The 15,624-nt window shown below is 63.1% G+C and carries 10 protein-coding genes and 1 pseudogene; 7 read left to right on the top strand and 4 right to left on the bottom strand.

Going from position 1 to position 15,624, the window contains the following annotated elements; all coding sequences use genetic code 11:
* The first annotated feature begins 20 nt into the window (after window positions 1-20).
* The 4 genes from tyrS to IVB45_RS16955 all read left to right on the top strand — a co-directional run bounded on the left by tyrS (window position 21) and on the right by IVB45_RS16955 (window position 5,298).
* Complete coding sequence (tyrS, locus tag IVB45_RS16970; protein ID WP_247361241.1) at window positions 21-1,274, top strand: tyrosine--tRNA ligase; 1,254 nt, start codon at window positions 21-23, stop codon at window positions 1,272-1,274.
* Window positions 1,275-1,331: 57 nt separating this feature from the next.
* Window positions 1,332-2,582: an MFS transporter gene (locus tag IVB45_RS16965; protein ID WP_247361243.1), complete on the top strand. Its 1,251-nt coding sequence runs from the start codon at window positions 1,332-1,334 to the stop codon at window positions 2,580-2,582.
* A 221-nt stretch (window positions 2,583-2,803) separates the two neighbouring features.
* Complete coding sequence (locus IVB45_RS16960) at window positions 2,804-3,208, top strand: DoxX family protein (RefSeq protein ID WP_027569850.1); 405 nt, start codon at window positions 2,804-2,806, stop codon at window positions 3,206-3,208.
* Window positions 3,209-3,603: 395 nt separating this feature from the next.
* Window positions 3,604-5,298, top strand: a complete 1,695-nt coding sequence (locus IVB45_RS16955; protein ID WP_247361245.1) for a methyl-accepting chemotaxis protein — start codon at window positions 3,604-3,606, stop codon at window positions 5,296-5,298.
* Between the two features lie 96 nt (window positions 5,299-5,394).
* Here IVB45_RS16955 and IVB45_RS16950 read toward each other — a convergent pair whose 3' ends face one another.
* Window positions 5,395-9,192 (bottom strand): DUF3971 domain-containing protein, encoded by a 3,798-nt coding sequence (locus IVB45_RS16950; RefSeq protein WP_247361247.1) that lies wholly within the window; start codon window positions 9,190-9,192, stop codon window positions 5,395-5,397.
* Between the two features lie 204 nt (window positions 9,193-9,396).
* On the opposite strand from IVB45_RS16950, the gene IVB45_RS16945 reads away from it, so the two are divergent.
* From IVB45_RS16945 to IVB45_RS16935, 3 genes are all read left to right on the top strand, one after another.
* A complete protein-coding gene (locus IVB45_RS16945) occupies window positions 9,397-10,089 on the top strand; it encodes a peroxiredoxin (RefSeq protein ID WP_247361400.1) in 693 nt (230 codons plus the stop codon).
* A 110-nt stretch (window positions 10,090-10,199) separates the two neighbouring features.
* Entirely contained in the window at window positions 10,200-11,558 is a 1,359-nt protein-coding gene (locus IVB45_RS16940; protein ID WP_247361248.1) for a peptidoglycan DD-metalloendopeptidase family protein, read from the top strand.
* Window positions 11,559-11,657: 99 nt separating this feature from the next.
* The gene (locus tag IVB45_RS16935; RefSeq protein WP_247286222.1) at window positions 11,658-12,143 is read left to right on the top strand and encodes a low affinity iron permease family protein; all 486 of its coding nucleotides are present in this window, start codon (window positions 11,658-11,660) and stop codon (window positions 12,141-12,143) included.
* 27 nt (window positions 12,144-12,170) lie between these two features.
* Here IVB45_RS16935 and IVB45_RS16930 read toward each other — a convergent pair whose 3' ends face one another.
* From IVB45_RS16930 to IVB45_RS16920, 3 genes and pseudogenes are all read right to left on the bottom strand, one after another.
* Window positions 12,171-13,406 carry an ABC transporter substrate-binding protein gene (locus IVB45_RS16930; RefSeq protein WP_247361249.1) on the bottom strand — a complete coding sequence of 412 codons (1,236 nt, stop codon included), beginning with the start codon at window positions 13,404-13,406 and terminating at the stop codon, window positions 12,171-12,173.
* 108 nt (window positions 13,407-13,514) lie between these two features.
* A pseudogene (locus IVB45_RS16925) lies at window positions 13,515-14,416 on the bottom strand (DMT family transporter).
* Between the two features lie 361 nt (window positions 14,417-14,777).
* A complete protein-coding gene (locus IVB45_RS16920; protein ID WP_197031197.1) occupies window positions 14,778-15,149 on the bottom strand; it encodes a T6SS immunity protein Tdi1 domain-containing protein in 372 nt (123 codons plus the stop codon).
* Window positions 15,150-15,624: the final 475 nt, after the last annotated feature.

Genomic DNA, 15,624 nt, shown 5'->3' with positions numbered 1-15,624 from the left:
ATTGTCAGGCGCGCCGACAAATGACTGCATTCAAATCGGATTTCCTCAACACGCTGCAGGAACGTGGATTCGTCCACCAGTGCTCCGATTTCGAGGGGCTGGACGCCCTCGCCGCCAAGGGCGAAGTGACCGGCTACGTCGGCTACGATTGCACCGCCCGCTCGCTCCATATCGGCAATTACCTGACCATGATGATGCTGCACTGGCTGCAGCAGTCCGGCAACAAGCCGATCACGCTGATGGGCGGCGGCACCACCATGGTCGGCGACCCCTCCGGCAAGGACGAGACGCGGGCGATCCGCTCCGTCGCCGAGATCGAGGCCAACAAGGAATCGATCCGCGGCGTGTTCGCAAAAGTGCTGCGCTATGGCGAGGGCAAGAGCGACGCCATCATGCTCGACAATGCCGAGTGGCTGACAAAGCTCAATTACATCGAGATGCTGCGCGACATCGGCCGGCACTTCTCGGTCAACCGCATGCTGACCATGGACTCCGTGCGCCTACGCCTCGAGCGCGAGCAGGAGATGAGCTTCATCGAGTTCAACTATATGATCTGCCAGGCCTACGACTATGTCGAACTCGCCAGGCGGACCGGCTGCAACTTGCAGATGGGCGGCTCCGACCAGTGGGGCAACATCATCATGGGCGTCGATCTCGGCCGCCGCATGGGCACCCATCAACTGTATGCGCTGACGACGCCGCTGCTGACGACGGCATCGGGGGTCAAGATGGGCAAGACCGCGCAAGGCGCGGTCTGGCTCAACGCCGACCAGTTCTCGGCCTATGATTTCTGGCAGTACTGGCGCAACACCGAGGATGCCGACGTCGGCAAATTCCTCAAGCTATTCACGACGCTGCCGATGAGCGAGATCAGGAAGCTCGAGGCGCTCGGAGGCTCCGAGATCAACGAGGCCAAGAAGGTGCTCGCCACGGAGGCGACCGCGCTCCTGCATGGCCGCGACGCAGCGAACGAGGCGGCCGAGACCGCGCGCCGCACCTTCGAGGAAGGTGCGCTGGCCGAGAGCCTGCCGACCGTGGAAATTCCACGCGGCGAATTCGACGCCGGTCTCGGCGTGCTCAACGCCTTCGTCAAGGCGGGCCTCGTTGCCTCTAACGGCGAAGCACGGCGCCAGATCAAGGGCGGCGGCCTGCGCGTCAACGACGAGCCCGTCACCGACGAGAAGATGGCGTTGTCGGCGGCCGACCTGACGCCGGAAGGCGTGATCAAGCTGTCGTTCGGCAAGAAGAAGCACATCCTGCTCAGGCCTGCATAGGCGTATGAGCTTTTCGCTGCTTGTCAGGGCGCGCTGAAGCGCGCTCCCTGATCGGCAATGGACCAGAAGCAAGCGACCAGGGAACGCGTCACGGCGACGCCGCAGGGCGTCGTGCGCACCGCGCTCGTGGTGCTCGCGCTCTGCTTCACACTCGCCGTGCTCGGCCGCGGCCTCAGCGAAAGCTTCACCGTCTTCCTGAAGCCGATCTCGGAAAATTTTGGCTGGGATCGCGCCCAAGTGGTCTCGATCTATTCGCTGACCTGGCTCATCAGCGGACTGACTGCGCCGTTTGTCGGACGGCTTTTCGATCATTCCGGACCGCGCATCGTCTATGCACTCGGCCTGTTGCTGCTCGGCTCGGCTTTCCTGATTGCGGCGCACGCGCAGTCACTCTGGCAGTTCCAGCTCTCGATCGGACTCTGCGTTGGCGTCGGCGTCGCCTTCATCGGCAATGTGCCGAACTCGATCCTACTGGGCCGCTGGTTCGGCCCAAAGCTGCCGACCGCGATGGCGGTGGTCTACTCGGCCATGGGTGGCGGCGTGCTGGCGCTGCTGCCGGCCTCGCAGCTTTTGATCGATCATCTCGGTTGGCGCGAAACCTACCAGCTGTTCGGCTTCGCCGCGCTCGGCCTGCTGGTGCCGCTCATGCTGCTGCCATGGCGGCTGTTCGCCTCGGGCTCGCCGCATATCGCGAAGAAGACCGACCCGGATTTCGTCGATCACGGCTGGACCCTTCCGAGCGCGATGCGCCATCACGCCTTCTGGGCGCTGTTCTCGACCTTCTTCTTCACCGCGGTCGGCATGTACGCGATTGCCGCCCAGATCGTGGCCTATCTGATCGATGCCGGCTTTCCACCGTTGCAGGCCGCGACCGCCTGGGGCTTCTCCGGCGTCGTGCTGGTGTTCGGCATGCTCGGCGTGTCCGCGCTCGATGGCCTGATCGGACGTCGGCCGTCGGTGCTGCTCAGCTACGCGATCTCGATCCTCGGCATCTTCCTGCTGTGGCTGTTGCAATACTCCGCCAATCTCCTCCTGCTCACCGGATTCGTGGTCTGCTTCGGCAGCATGATGGGCTCACGTGGACCGCTGATCACGGCGACCGCGATGAAGATCTTCGGGGGCAAGCGCGTCGGCACCATCTACGGCACGATCTCGATCGGCAGCGGACTCGGCTCGGCGTTCGGCTCCTGGAGCGGCGGCCTGATCCATGACGCGACCCACGGTTACAACGCGCTGCTCGCCTTCGCGCTTGCCAGCGTGGTGCTCGGGATGATCCCGTTCCTGGTCGTGCCCGCCTTGCGGCGCTAGGTCTCCCGAAGGTAACCTGCGGGCATTCGCGTCACCGGGAAATTACGGATGGGCACGACGCGAACAGCTGCAAAAGATGTGGATGGCGCGCGGGTGAAAGTCCCTCCTGCGGTGTTTTGTCCGACATGACAAAAATGTCAGCGCAAATTGCCCTTGGGCGGCTTGCAGGGCAGAACTGAATGCGGTCCTAGTCGCAAGCATTGGATGGAGGGCACAAACCAATGAACTTTCCCTATCTCGTTCGCTTTCAACCGGTTCTCTTGAGCCTGTTTCGCTTCATCACTGGACTCCTGTTGCTCCAGTACGGCATCGCCAAGCTGTTCAAGTTTCCGGTGCTTCCCTACTTCGCAAACATCCCGCCGCTCATCTACGCAGCCGGTACGCTTGAGCTCGTGCTTGGCGCGCTGCTGATGATCGGCCTGTTCACCCGCCTCGCGGCGTTCATCCTGTCGGGTGAGATGGCCTTCGCCTACTTCATGGGCCACATGTTCAAGGGCGAGACGCCGGTGTTCCTGCCGCTGCTCAATGGTGGCACCGCGGCGATCCTGTTCTGCTTCGCCTGCCTCTATCTCTCGGCAGCCGGCGGCGGCTCGGTCAGCGCCGATGCGGCGATGGGCAAGGACTAGCGGCACAACCGGCGTCGCGTCGCGCGGCGCTGAGATGGCAGCAATTGATTCGCGAATAAAGGGATGGCACCCGAACATTTACGGGTGCCATCTCAGCGCGAGCCCAGCACGTTCCAGACGAGGACGAGGACCGCGACCAGCAGCATCGACATGATGAGGCGATGAACGAATCGGTTCATGTCCGCTCCCACCGGATTCGGTCGGGACTAAAGACCCACACAATCTTTCTCCCAGTTGACTTGCCATGCGCCGACACGGCGCTTTTCCGCATGGATGTTTGCGCATGCGGCTCGCGGACGCCGCTTGCGCGGCAGCCGTCGCACGCGTCCATTCATGATTGGTAAGAATTTCATGCTACCGACGCGAGCAACAATAACCATTCCGTCGAGGCCGTGATGAAGCTGCTGAGCCACCTCAAGATCCGCACCAAGCTCGCCAGCATGGTCTGTCTTTCGGCACTCACGGTCACGGCCATCATCGGGGTGTCGTCCGTGCTCAGCAAGAGCCGCATGCTTGAGGACCGCGTCCAGCAGATGCGGACCGCGGTCGATATGCTCCATAACCTCGCCCAATCACTTGAAGAAGAAGTCGGCGCCGGCAAGCTGACGCAGGCCGAAGCGAAGGTCCAGTTCCACCAGCGCGGCCGCCGCATGAGCTTCAATGGCGGCCAAGGCTATCCGGTGGTCTATAACGCCGATACGTCCCTCATCGTCAACGGCGCCAACCAGCAGCTCGAGGGCAAGATCACCGGTGCGAAGGACTCCAATGGCGTCCTGATCGCCGACGCCATTATCAAGGCTGGCGCTGAGACCGCACAGGGCGGCGTGACCTCCTATCTCTATCCCCGCCCCGGCCAGACGGAGCCCGTCCGCAAGACCGTGTTCGCGCGCAAATTCGCGCCCTGGAACGCGACGATCAGCTACGGCCTCTATGTCGACGACATTGACGCCGACGTGCGAGCCTTGACGCTGGAGCTGGGGGCGATCGGCATCGGCCTGATGCTGCTGATGGCGACGCTGTCCTGGCTGATTGCGCGCGATGTGCTCGGCGCGCTCGACCGCCAGAAGAACCGCATGCAGGCCATTTCCGAAGGCGCCATCGATGCGGCGGTCGAGGAGACCGGTCGCGGCGACGAGATCGGCCGCATGGCCGAAACCCTCGAAGTGCTCAGGCAGACCGCGCTGACGGCGCGTAAGCTGGAGGCCGAGCAGGTCGCCACCAAGACCCGCAGCGAACAGGAGAAACGCGACGCGCTGATCTCGCTGGCCGATCGCTTCGATGCCTCCGTCGGTCAGCTCGTCGGCCTGATGGCCTCGGGCTCCGGCGACTTGGAGGTCACCGCCAAGTCGATGTCGTCGACCGCGGAAGGCACCAACCGCCGCGCCGCCGTCGTGGGCTCGGCCGCCACCGAAGCCAGCCAGCGCGTCCAGACGGTCGCGGCCGCCGCCGAGGAGCTCTCCTCGTCCATCACCGAGATCAGCCGTCAGGTCGCGCAGTCCGCCGTGGTCACCGGCCGTGCCGTGGACAGCGCACGCCGCACCGACACCATCGTGCGCGCCCTCTCGGACGGAGCCCAGCAGATCGAGCACGTCGCCGAGCTGATTTCCAGCATCGCGGCGCAGACCAATCTGCTCGCGCTCAACGCCACCATCGAGGCCGCGCGCGCCGGTGAAGCCGGCCGCGGCTTTGCTGTCGTCGCTTCGGAGGTGAAGTCGCTGGCGAGCCAGACTGCGGAAGCCACCCGCGAGATCGGCGACAAGATCGCCCAGATCCAGGGCGCGACCAAGGAAGCGGTAGACGCCATCGGCGGCATCACCGCCACCATCGAGGAGGTCAGCCGGATCGCCTCCTCGATCGGCGCCGCGATCGAGGAGCAAGGCGCCGCCACCGCCGAGATCGCCCGCAGCGTCTCGCAGACGGCGGAGGCGACCCAGGAAGTCACCACCAATATCGGCGGCGTCAGCACGGCAGCAAACGAGACCGGCAATGCGGCAGGCATGGTGCTCGCAGCTGCGTCAAACCTGTCCAAGCAGGCCGAGCAGCTCTCCGGCGAAGTCGGAACCTTCCTGGCCGGCGTGCGCGCGGCGTAAGCGGCCGGCATCAAACCCAGCACGTCGTCATGGCCGGGCTTGTCCCGGCCATCCACGTTCTGCGCGCTTATTGGAAGGAGCTCGGCAGCCTCGCCGCTATCGCCGCGCGAGGGTGCAGCCGCTCGAGAGCTGGCGCGTCGTTCCGGTCGAACCATCGTTCGACTGCGACGGGAATTCCTCGAACGGCGAGTTCTGTTTGCCGGTGTTGAATTCGAAGATCTTGCGGAACAGACCGGGTGCCATCGCCGAAATCGGATTGACGCGCATCACGGGCGCGGCCGGGGTGCCGACGACCTCGTAGGTCACGCCGATCAATCCTTCATTGTTGCCGCCGCCGAGGAAGATGCCGAACAACGGGATCTGGCCGAAGATGTTGTTGACGCCATACATCGGCACGAATGTGCCGCTCATGCAGACTTGATTGCCGGGAAAGTCGATTGAGCCCTCGATGGTGGCGCCGATCATCGGCCCCTTGACCACGCCGTCGCGGATCGTGAGCGCGCCGTTCTGCCGCGTGAACTCCGCACGCATCGCCGTAAAGGCCACGCCGCTCTGCGCCCCGTTGGGAGCGCCCGCCGCGACGCGATCGAGTTGATCCATTCCCTTGACCGAGAAGTCGCGCACATTGATCAGGCCTTCCCGGGTCGTGGGCTCCGACGTCGGCGGCTCCATGGCCACCACCATCTGGCCGCCAAAGACCTTGTTGGTGGTGTCTGTGAAGCGCAGGAAGTTGCCGGCATCGCTGGTCTGGAGATAGATCACCTCGCGGTTGCCCTGGGCGCGGCCGCCGCGCAAATCGGCGGCCACAGGCGTGTCTTTTCCGATCCTGCCGCTCAGCGTGAAGGCTTTGACCGCACCATTGCGCCGCGACATCTTGGCCTCGACGCTGCGCATCGCCTCGCCGTTGAAACCCATGACGGCGCCGAGCTTCACGTCCATGTCGAAATCGACGTTCTTCGTCTTGCTCTTGGCGTCGTCCTTGGAATTGCCTGAGATCGCCGATTTCAGGAAGCCGCGGCCGTCGAATACGTCGCCGCGCATCGTGCCCTTGACCACGCCGTCCTGGCTGCGCTCCACCTTCAGCGAAGCCTTGTCGCCGTCGGACGGCGCGTAGGTCGGGAAGTTCGCGTTCATGAGATCGCCGTTGGCATCGACCTCGATCGACCCCTTGATCGAGGCGCCGCCGCCTTCGATGACGATCTCCTCCAGGCGCGTCGATTGCGCCGTCGGCACCACCTTGAAGCTGGCCTTGCCCGCTCTGCCCGGCAGCTTGACCCAGCCGGGCAGGATGTTGTCGAGCTTGACCGAGGTCAGGTCGGCCTCGATGCCGAGCTTCGTCGTCTGGTCGGGCCCCCCGGCGATCTTGCCCGACAGCTTGATCGGCACCGATCCGCTGACGGCGGGGCCCAGATCGAACCCGAGGCGCGCGCGGCTCGCATCGTCCAGCGTGGTCTGCAATTTGACGTCCGCATCGCCCTCGGCGGGCTTGCGGTAGTCGAGCGAGGCCGCCTGCCCGTTGATCTTGACGTCGCCCTTGACCTGATAGCCCTGGTTGCTCGCGACTATCTTGAGGTTGTTGGCCTCCAGCTTCTGGTTCATCACCAGCTTGTCGGCACCAAAACCGTTGAGATCGGCGGTAACGCTGTAGGTAGTGTCGGCTTTGGTCAGCTCGCCCTTGACCGGCAGCCCAAGCTGGACGTTCGCCGAGAACGTCCCCTTGCTGGTGTTGGGATCGATGACGGTCGACGACAGATCGCTCAGGCGATCGTTGGAAAGCATTTCGGCGGCTGCGGGCACCGGACCCTCAACACGAAACCGGGTCCGCGACGGCGACGGCTTGGGCGCCATATCGGGCACCTCGAAGACGAAGTCGGAAATCGTGACCTTGCGGCCCGCCGGCGTATCAGCAATGCCCTGCCCGATGTTCACCGTCGCGGTGCGGCCGGTCACGCGCGCCTTCAAATCGGCATCGTGCACCACCGGCAGGCCATCGACAGGGCGAACCGTGACACCGCTCGCCACGATATTGACTGACAGACCGTCATCGGGAATGGGTGGGCCCTTGCGCGGAAGATTCTTCGTCGGCGAGTTAACGCCGATCTCGATGCGCTGGAGCGTTCCACGCTCGATCCGCTCGATCACCCATTCGCGCAATTCGGGAACGACAAGTGTCGGCCACATCCGCTTGAGCGCCGAGGCCGACATCGGCGTCCCCGCAAAACCCAATGTCAGCCGCGGCTCGCCCGAATAGTCGATGGCACCGGTGCCGGCGACGCCGATCTCTCCGTTGGAGATATCGGCCTGGGTCAACAGCAGCCTCTTGTGGTCGGTATCGAAGCGGAAGCCGATCGCGATACGGTTGAAGACCAGCGGCGGCTCGTTGTCGATGCCGCCGAGCAGGATCGAACCGCCGCTGAAACCGAGCTGCCAGTCATTGACGGTGCCGTTGGGCGGCTCGACATGAGCCAGAAGCGTCAGACGGTTCGCGCCCGAGAGGACCTTGAACGGAGCGACCAGCACCCGCCGATTGGCGTCCCACTCGACATTGATCTCGGCCGAGTCGATCGCCATCGGATAATCGGGTGTATCGGTGTCGATGATGTTGCCCGCACCGACTGCGATCTTGCCGCGAAAGAAGGTCGGCACGCCGTCGCGGCCGAGCTCGCCCTTGAGCTCGCCGGTCAGCGGCAGGTCGGCGGTGTAGGTGAGATCCTTCACCCGCAGCGCCAGCAGGATGTTGGCGGTCGAAACCTTGTCGGCGCGAATATCGACCGAGCGCACGCCGTTCTCGGTGGGGCCGATCGTGGCCCGCAACGACCACGGACGCGCGCCCTCCTCACCGAGGCTGAGCGCGACGCCGCCACGGCTGGGTCGGCGCAGGCTCAGCGTGATGTTCTCAAACGTCCATTTGCTGCCGCGCTGCTGGTCGTCGACGATCAGATTGCCGTTCTTCAGGCCGATCTCGTTGAGGTTCTGGCCGTCGAGGCCGGTCATGCTCAGACTGTCGAGCCAGTCGAGGCCCTGAAGAATGCCGGTCGGGGCCGTGGCCTGGGTCGCGGCTTGCGATCCGTCGGGGGTCGCAGGCCCGGTGGCGAATGGCGGCGGTGGCACACCGTTCCGCGGGAAAGTCGGCGGCAGCCCCGCGTCCTTCTTGGATGCGACGCCGGTTGCGAGCGGCTTTGCGGTGTCGCCAGCCGATACCGTGACGGTGCCGTCAGGCGCGATCCGGATCGCGAGCTCGGCATCGACGAGGTTGAGGCTTTCGGCGCGCAGATGCCCCATCAGCAGGCCTGCACCCGACAGCTTCACCTCGGCCTTCGGTGCGGTGGCGACAATGACGTGATCGTGGTCGCGCACGACGATATCGCGGATGCGCACGGCGATTCGGATCCGCCCGGCCCGTTCGATCTGCGTGCCGCCGACCTCCACGGTGTTGCCGTGACCGATATTGTCCTCGATCGCGGCCGCGAGCCACGGCGTCGCAATGTCGAGATTGATGGGACCGGCGCCGAGCCGCCACCACAGCGCGCCGAAACAGCCGACGAAGATGACAACCAGGGCACCGGCGACCACGGCCACGCGCTTCAGCCAGCGACCGCCGCCCAGCCAGCGGCGCAGCGGTCCAAACCCGTCAGCGAAGCGATGGAAGCCCGAATTGGAACGCGACAACAGCCGGCGCGCCCGATAGCCCGCCGCCGCTTCCTGATCCGGATCCCAATCGGCGTCGTCCCATTGCTGCTGCTCTGGTTGGCTGCCGCGCCGATCCGAATCCCGATTGTAATCCTGGGGCGACGTATTCCTTGCCATTGCCTCTCGATACAGGCGCCCGTCGTGGGATTGAGCGCCGCCGGGGCCGCAGCCGTCGACGGGAAGCGAAGCTTCCCGCGCCGGCATTGCCGCCATACCTCGAATATTTCTTCTGTTCGTCATGTCGCCCCGGGAGCGCGTTCAACGAGCAGTGGGGTGGTCCGTGTAATTCCTTGTAACCAGACTTCGCCGTCGTCAGACTCATCCAGCCGAGGGCACGATTCCGGCATACCGGAAAAGGGCTGCAATACCGCTTTGGTTGACCCGCCGAAAGCGACGAAAGGAAGGCGTATGTCCAAGAAATCCCGAAAGAAATCGTCCAAAACGCCCTCCGTCAGTCCGACGGCTAAAAAGACGCCCGTGAAAGCGCGGGCTGCGACTCAAACTAAGTCCGCGAAAACACAGCGGACACCGGCGAGCAAATCAACTGGGACCATAGCAAAGACAGCATCGCATAAGGCCGCACCGAAACGGTTAAATTCTTCCAAATCGGCATCAGCGCCCAAAACAGCTGCGAAGGCCGGCTTGGCCGAGGGTCAGAAGGCCCCCGCCTTCCGCCTGCCCCGCGACGGTGGCGGTGTCGTCGCGCTGTCGGATTATGCCGGCGAGAAGCTGGTCCTGTTCTTCTACCCCCGCGCCGACACGCCGGGCTGCACCAGGGAAGCCATCGACTTCACCCGGCTGACCGGCGCCTTCGCCAAGGCTGGCACCGCCGTGCTCGGTATCTCCGCCGATCCAGTCAAGGCTCAGGAAAAGTTCCGCGACAAGCACGGTCTCGGCGTGCCCCTCATCTCGGACGAGACGCACGAGATGCTGGAGGCCTACGGCGTCTGGGGCGAAAAGTCCATGTATGGCAAGAGCTTCCTGGGAGTTCTTCGCACTACGATGCTGCTTGGCGCCGACGGCAAGATCGCCCGGATCTGGCGCAATGTCCGGGTCGACGGCCACGTCGACGAGGTGCTGGAAGCCGCAAGGAGCCTTTAACCAATCATTTAAATTCAAGCGGTTCCGTTTCCGGAAAATTAACCATGACCGGCCCAGATTGCCGCGGCAATTAGGCCGCACGGACTCATCCGATCGGCGCGGGAGTGCCGATGTCGAAAAGTTCTGCCCAACTCTCGCAGTACCCCCAACATCACCCCCACGACCACGGCCGAGCCTTTCATCGCCGTGCCGCCGCGGTGGCAACCGCACTTCCCCTTCCGGACATCGACGACGCCTACACCATCGTGCATCACGGCAAGCAGGTTCGCCTGGGGCCTGTGGTGTTCTGGATCGTGGTCGGCACGATCGTGTTGCTCGGGCTCTGGTCGGCCGCAACCGCGACCTATTTCGCCTTCCGCGACGACGTCCTCACCCGGCTGATCGCCCGGCAGGCCGAGATGCAATACGCCTATGAGGACCGCATCGCCGAGCTCCGCGCCAAGGTCGACCGCACCACCAGCCGGCAACTGCTCGACCAGGAGCAGTTCGACCAGAAGCTCGACCAGATCATGAAGCGCCAGACGGCGCTGGAGTCCCGTGCCACGGCGCTCGGGTCCATGCCGGACGTGACCGGATCGATTCCCCGTTCCAGCCCGCAGCGTGGCGATGCCAGCCAGACGACGCAGGGCACGACAAAGCCCTCACCGATCAGCGACACCGTGATCTTCGTGGCGCCGCCGGATCGCGAGGCGCGGCTCGAGTCGCGCGCGCCGACCCTCGCAGCTCCGCCCGTCAATCAATTCGCCAAGAATCAAGGGCTCGACAACGTCGTCGTTCGGCTCACGACCTCACTCGACCAGGTCGAGCGTCGCCAGATGGCGGCGCTCAACGCCGTCGAGGAAGGCATGGATTCACGCATGCGCCGGATGCGCGGCGTCGTCAGCGATCTCGGCCTGAACCTCGCAAATCTCGAAGCCGCCGTACCGCGCACGGCAATGGGCGGGCCCTTCGTACCCGTCAAGCTCACCGCCAGTTCGGGGCCGTTCGAGAAGCAGCTCTATCGCATCAACAGCACCCGCGCCGAGATGGACCGGCTCAATCGCACGCTCGCACTCGTGCCCTATCGCAAGCCCGTCATCGGCGAGGTCGAGTTCACGTCGGGCTTCGGCGTGCGCAGCGATCCGTTCCTCGGCCGGCCCGCGATGCACACCGGGCTCGACTTCCGCGCCGCGAGCGGCGATCCCGTTCGTGTCACTGCCAACGGCAAGGTCGTCTCCGCCGGCTGGTCCGGCGGCTACGGCCGCATGATCGAGGTCGATCACGGCAATGGCCTTGCGACCCGCTACGGCCATCTCTCCGAGATCAATGTCCGGGTCGGCGAGATCGTGAAGATCGGCCAGGTCGTCGGGCTCGTCGGGTCGACCGGCCGTTCCACCGGCCCGCACCTGCACTACGAAACCCGCATCGACGGCGAAGCAGTCGATCCGCAGAAATTCCTGCGCGCCGGCGTGCGCCTGAGCGCGGGCTAGGCTCGTTGAGAGTCCGCTCGCCTAGTTCCTGTTTACATCGCGGAACTTCGGAGTTCCCTCGACGTTAGATCGCAGCTCCCTTATCAGCGCGATCTTCCGATGCAACAGACCGATACCAAAGCTCGTCCGGCCAAGGGCAAAGCGAACCAGCCACGTAACAGCGCGGCTCAACTCTTCAGCGATATTGCTAACCGAACATCTCAAGCGGCCGGGCGCGCGCTAACATTCATGATTGCAGCCGGCATCATCCTGGTTTGGGCGGTCACCGGTCCCATCTTCCAGTACTCCGACACATGGCAGTTGGTGATCAACACCGGCACCACCATCGTGACGTTCCTGATGGTCTTCCTGATTCAGAATTCTCAGAATCGCGATAGCGCGGCGATCCAGGTGAAGCTTGACGAACTGATCCGGGTGAGCGCGGTGCAGAATTCCTTCGTCGGAATTGAGCATTTGACCGATGACGAGCTCGACGAGATCCGCACCAAATGTGAGCTTCGCGCCAACGCCGAAAAGGCCGGAGAAGAGACGGTCAAGAATACCGGCAAGAAGGCGAAACGCGCCGCCGATCTCGTCACCGAATAAGCGGGGGGACGCCGAAAATGGGGCTGACTACTGTCCGCGCTCGTGGCCGACCTCGCCCGTGATGACGTCGCCGAACAGCTCCCAGGCCTGTCCGTTGAAGCGCATCAGCTGCATCTGCTCGATCGGAAAATAATCGTCGGCGGAGGTGTTGACCATGATGCCGGGCAGCATCAGGTCGGTGTGAAAATCCTTCAGGTTCGTGGCCTGCTTCATGACGTTGTCTCGCGTGAGGTTGTCGCCGCACTGCTTCAGCACCTGCGCCATCGCCTCCGCCTGGACGTAGCCGTAAAGGTTGTTGGCGTTGGTCTTGTCCCCTTCGGGATAGTACTTGTCCATGAAGGTGCGCCACGCGATGACCGCCGGATCCTTGTCCCAGGTCGGGTCGGTCGGATCCTTCAGATATGCGGTCGAGATGATGTCCTTGGAATAGTCGAGCCCGGCGGGCTTGAGCACCGAGGCGATCGACGTAGCCGTATTGGCAAGGAAGAATTTCGGCTTCCAGCCGAGCTCGCCGACCTTCCGGATCGCCTGCGCCGAGCCTTTCGGCGCGGCCCATGAGAAGAAGATGTCGGCGCCGGAATCGTGAAGCGCAACGATCTGCGAGTCGATCGAAGGATCGCTGACCTCATAGGATTTGTCGGCGATGATCATATTGGCTTTGTCGCCGAGCCCATCCTTCAGGCCCTTGAACTGGTCCTTGCCGGCGTCGTCGTTCTGCCAGAGCACCGCGATCTTGCTGTTCGGAAACTTGTCACGGATATACTTCGCGTAGATCCGCCCCTCGCTCTGGTAGTTCGGCTGAAATCCCATGGTCCATGGGAAATTCTTGGGGTCGCCGAACTTGGTGCCGCCGGAGGCAACGAAGAGCTGCGGTACCTTCTTGGCGTTCATGTATTTCATGATCGCGGAGTTCGAGGGTGTGCCGAGCGGCTGGAAGATCAGCAACACCTCGTCGCTCTCCACCAGCTTGCGCGCCTGCTCGATCGCCTTCGGCGGGGAATAGGCGTCGTCATAGCTGATGAAATTGATCTTGCGCCCGTTGATGCCGCCCTGGTCGTTGATCATCTTGAAGAACGCGGCCTCGGTCTTGCCGATCACGCCATAGGACGACGCCGGCCCGCTATAGGGCATGATATTGCCGAGCTTGACTTCGGTGTCGGTGGCGCCGGGATCGTATTTCTTCTGCGCCAGGGCCGGTGTCGTGACGAGCACGCCGGCAGCAAAAATGGCGAGGGCAGCAAAATTATTGCGACGACCCGGCATCGTTCTCTCCCCTGTGTTTTGTAGTCTTGTTTTGCTGGGAGTGTCGCAAGGTGGCTCTCGGCTGGCAAGCGCCGCGATTTTCCGCGAGGTGAAACGGCGGCTCTGGAACTATGTGCCGCGCCGCAACAGGTTCAGAACGCGCCCATCAATCACCAGCAATGCGCGATCGCGCCCGCGATCTCGCGCATCGAGATCGGCTCGCCCAGCACCAGCCATCCCAGAAGAATGGCGGTGACGGGAATGACCAGCGTCACCAGCATCACATTGGTCGCGCCTGAGCGCCGCAGGATCTGGAAGAAGACGATGTAGGCGAGGGCCGTCGACAAGCCGGCAAGGCCAAGCACAGCGAGCCACGTTGTCGCGCCCGGCATCGGGAGACGCCACGGCTGCTCCATCGCGCCGGCGACGATCGCCATCATCACCGTGGAAGCCATCAGTTGAAATGCTGCCGTCCCCAGCGGGGCTGCGTCCTTCAACAACCGCCGCGCCGCTAGCGCCGCAAAGCCATAGCTGAAGGCGCTGCCGAGGCAGAGCAGGATGCCGAGCCCCTGCCCTGCCCGTGTTTCAACGCCCCATCCGCGCAGGATGATCACGCCGGCAAGCCCGAGGGCAACGCCGGCCACGCGGCGCAGCCGTAAGGCCTCTTCGCCTGCCGCGGCCATCACGATCACCGTGAACAGCGGCGTGGTGGCATTCAGGATCGACGCCAGCCCGCTTGGAATGAAAGTCTGGCCGATCACGATCAGCGAGAACGGGATGACATTGTTGAGGAGCCCTATCGCGATGAACGGCTTCCAGCCGGCTATGCCCCGGGGGAAACTGATGCCCTGCATGCGGAGCAGCGGCAGCAGAATGGCCGATCCGAGTGCAACTCGCAAAAGCACCAGCGTGAGCGGCGGCAATTCCCGCAGCGCAGCGCCGTTGAAAAAGAACGAGCCGCCCCAGAGGACCGAGAGCACAGCGAGCAGCGACCAGTCGCGCGCGTCGATCCGTTTGTGGTTCGGGGGCATGGTGTCTCGTATCAGTGACCAAGGCGGTCGCTTATACGACATGGCGGACATTGCCACCCGATTTCCGATGAATGCCGGTTTATGAAACCGATCCCGACAATGAATGGGGCGATCGAATTTCTCCCACGCGATGCTGACCGGCCAGGACGCGTAACTCATAAACCCGATCAGCCCGCGGAGGCGGCGCCTTGTCCGTTCAGTTTTCAATTGCGGACACAGCGAGGTCGCCCCAACTGGTCGGCTAAGGGCCAAATGCAGACTTATTGGAGCCATGGGAAACGCGCTTTCGCTTCTCGTTCAGCGACGGCTGGCGTTTGGAGAACAGTAGAAGTGTGCACAAGGGAGTACCACACTCTGAAGCTTAATCGGTGATCTTTAGCCGGATCTGGGCACCGTCGGGAAGATCATTGATCTGTTTCGCAACGTGGCCCGAGAATGAGATCAGTTCTGCTCTATCGATAGTTCCAATATTGGCGAGCGCGTAAGCACCGCCCAGGGTGGCCGGGATTTTCAGGCAGTAGCATCGCTGAGCATCTGGCATTCCCAACGTTGTGCGAACTTGTTCAACGAGTTCGCGCATAGTCCAATCTTTCAAGAATTCGTCCGTATCTTGCAGCCTTGCAAAGTTCTCTCCGTTGATCGCGACAACCTCGCAAGTCAATTCCTCTGGGCAGATGCGCCAATATTGCCCGTCTTCATCAGTGAAGATCACATTGCCAAATTCATTCTGCATGACAAATGCACGTGGCCGTCCCCCCCGCCAACCCCAAGCATCAGCTATCTCATTAAGGATGTGCATCGCATCATACTATAGGTGTGAAGGTCACCCGCCAATGTCTCGTTCGGGTCATTCGCGCCGGTTTGCCCGAGAGGCAGTGACTTCCGGTCTATCCAGATAAGCGGACGTGGTCAGATCGGGCCGGCAGGTCTCGAACGGGCCACTTCCACACCTCGCCAATGGGTATAGGATCAGCGTCCACCCCGAGAACGGCAAATGGCCCGAACAGCATCCTTCGTATGGATTCTAACGACTTTCATAATCATTGTGGTCGCCACTCCACGACGGGCTCTAGCAACACCAGAAGCGTCTGCATGCGGGTATCTCGCTGGTCTAATCGATAAGGCACCGCCGGGGCCACTGTTCTTGCCCAGCTATCCGACCGTGGACTCCGGGCCTCTGCATGGAGCCGCATACCTTTATGATAATG

Origin of the sequence: Bradyrhizobium sp. 4, from assembly GCF_023100905.1 — a bacterium.
In the GTDB taxonomy this organism is placed as follows: Bacteria; Pseudomonadota; Alphaproteobacteria; order Rhizobiales; family Xanthobacteraceae; genus Bradyrhizobium.
The sequence above is the reverse complement of the archived record's forward strand: the minus strand, read 5'-3'. Positions and strand labels throughout refer to the sequence as shown.

Bases quoted from the DNA above. Each gene is read 5' to 3' on its own strand.
- IVB45_RS16940 (WP_247361248.1), top strand. From the start codon at position 10,200: ATGTCGAAAAGTTCTGCCCAACTCTCGCAGTACCCCCAACATCACCCC.
- IVB45_RS16955 (WP_247361245.1), top strand. From the start codon at position 3,604: ATGAAGCTGCTGAGCCACCTCAAGATCCGCACCAAGCTCGCCAGCATG.
- IVB45_RS16930 (WP_247361249.1), bottom strand. From the start codon at position 13,406: ATGCCGGGTCGTCGCAATAATTTTGCTGCCCTCGCCATTTTTGCTGCC.
- IVB45_RS16920 (WP_197031197.1), bottom strand. From the start codon at position 15,149: ATGCAGAATGAATTTGGCAATGTGATCTTCACTGATGAAGACGGGCAA.
- IVB45_RS16965 (WP_247361243.1), top strand. From the start codon at position 1,332: ATGGACCAGAAGCAAGCGACCAGGGAACGCGTCACGGCGACGCCGCAG.
- IVB45_RS16950 (WP_247361247.1), bottom strand. From the start codon at position 9,192: ATGCCGGCGCGGGAAGCTTCGCTTCCCGTCGACGGCTGCGGCCCCGGC.
- IVB45_RS16960 (WP_027569850.1), top strand. From the start codon at position 2,804: ATGAACTTTCCCTATCTCGTTCGCTTTCAACCGGTTCTCTTGAGCCTG.
- IVB45_RS16945 (WP_247361400.1), top strand. From the start codon at position 9,397: ATGTCCAAGAAATCCCGAAAGAAATCGTCCAAAACGCCCTCCGTCAGT.
- tyrS (WP_247361241.1), top strand. From the start codon at position 21: ATGACTGCATTCAAATCGGATTTCCTCAACACGCTGCAGGAACGTGGA.
- IVB45_RS16935 (WP_247286222.1), top strand. From the start codon at position 11,658: ATGCAACAGACCGATACCAAAGCTCGTCCGGCCAAGGGCAAAGCGAAC.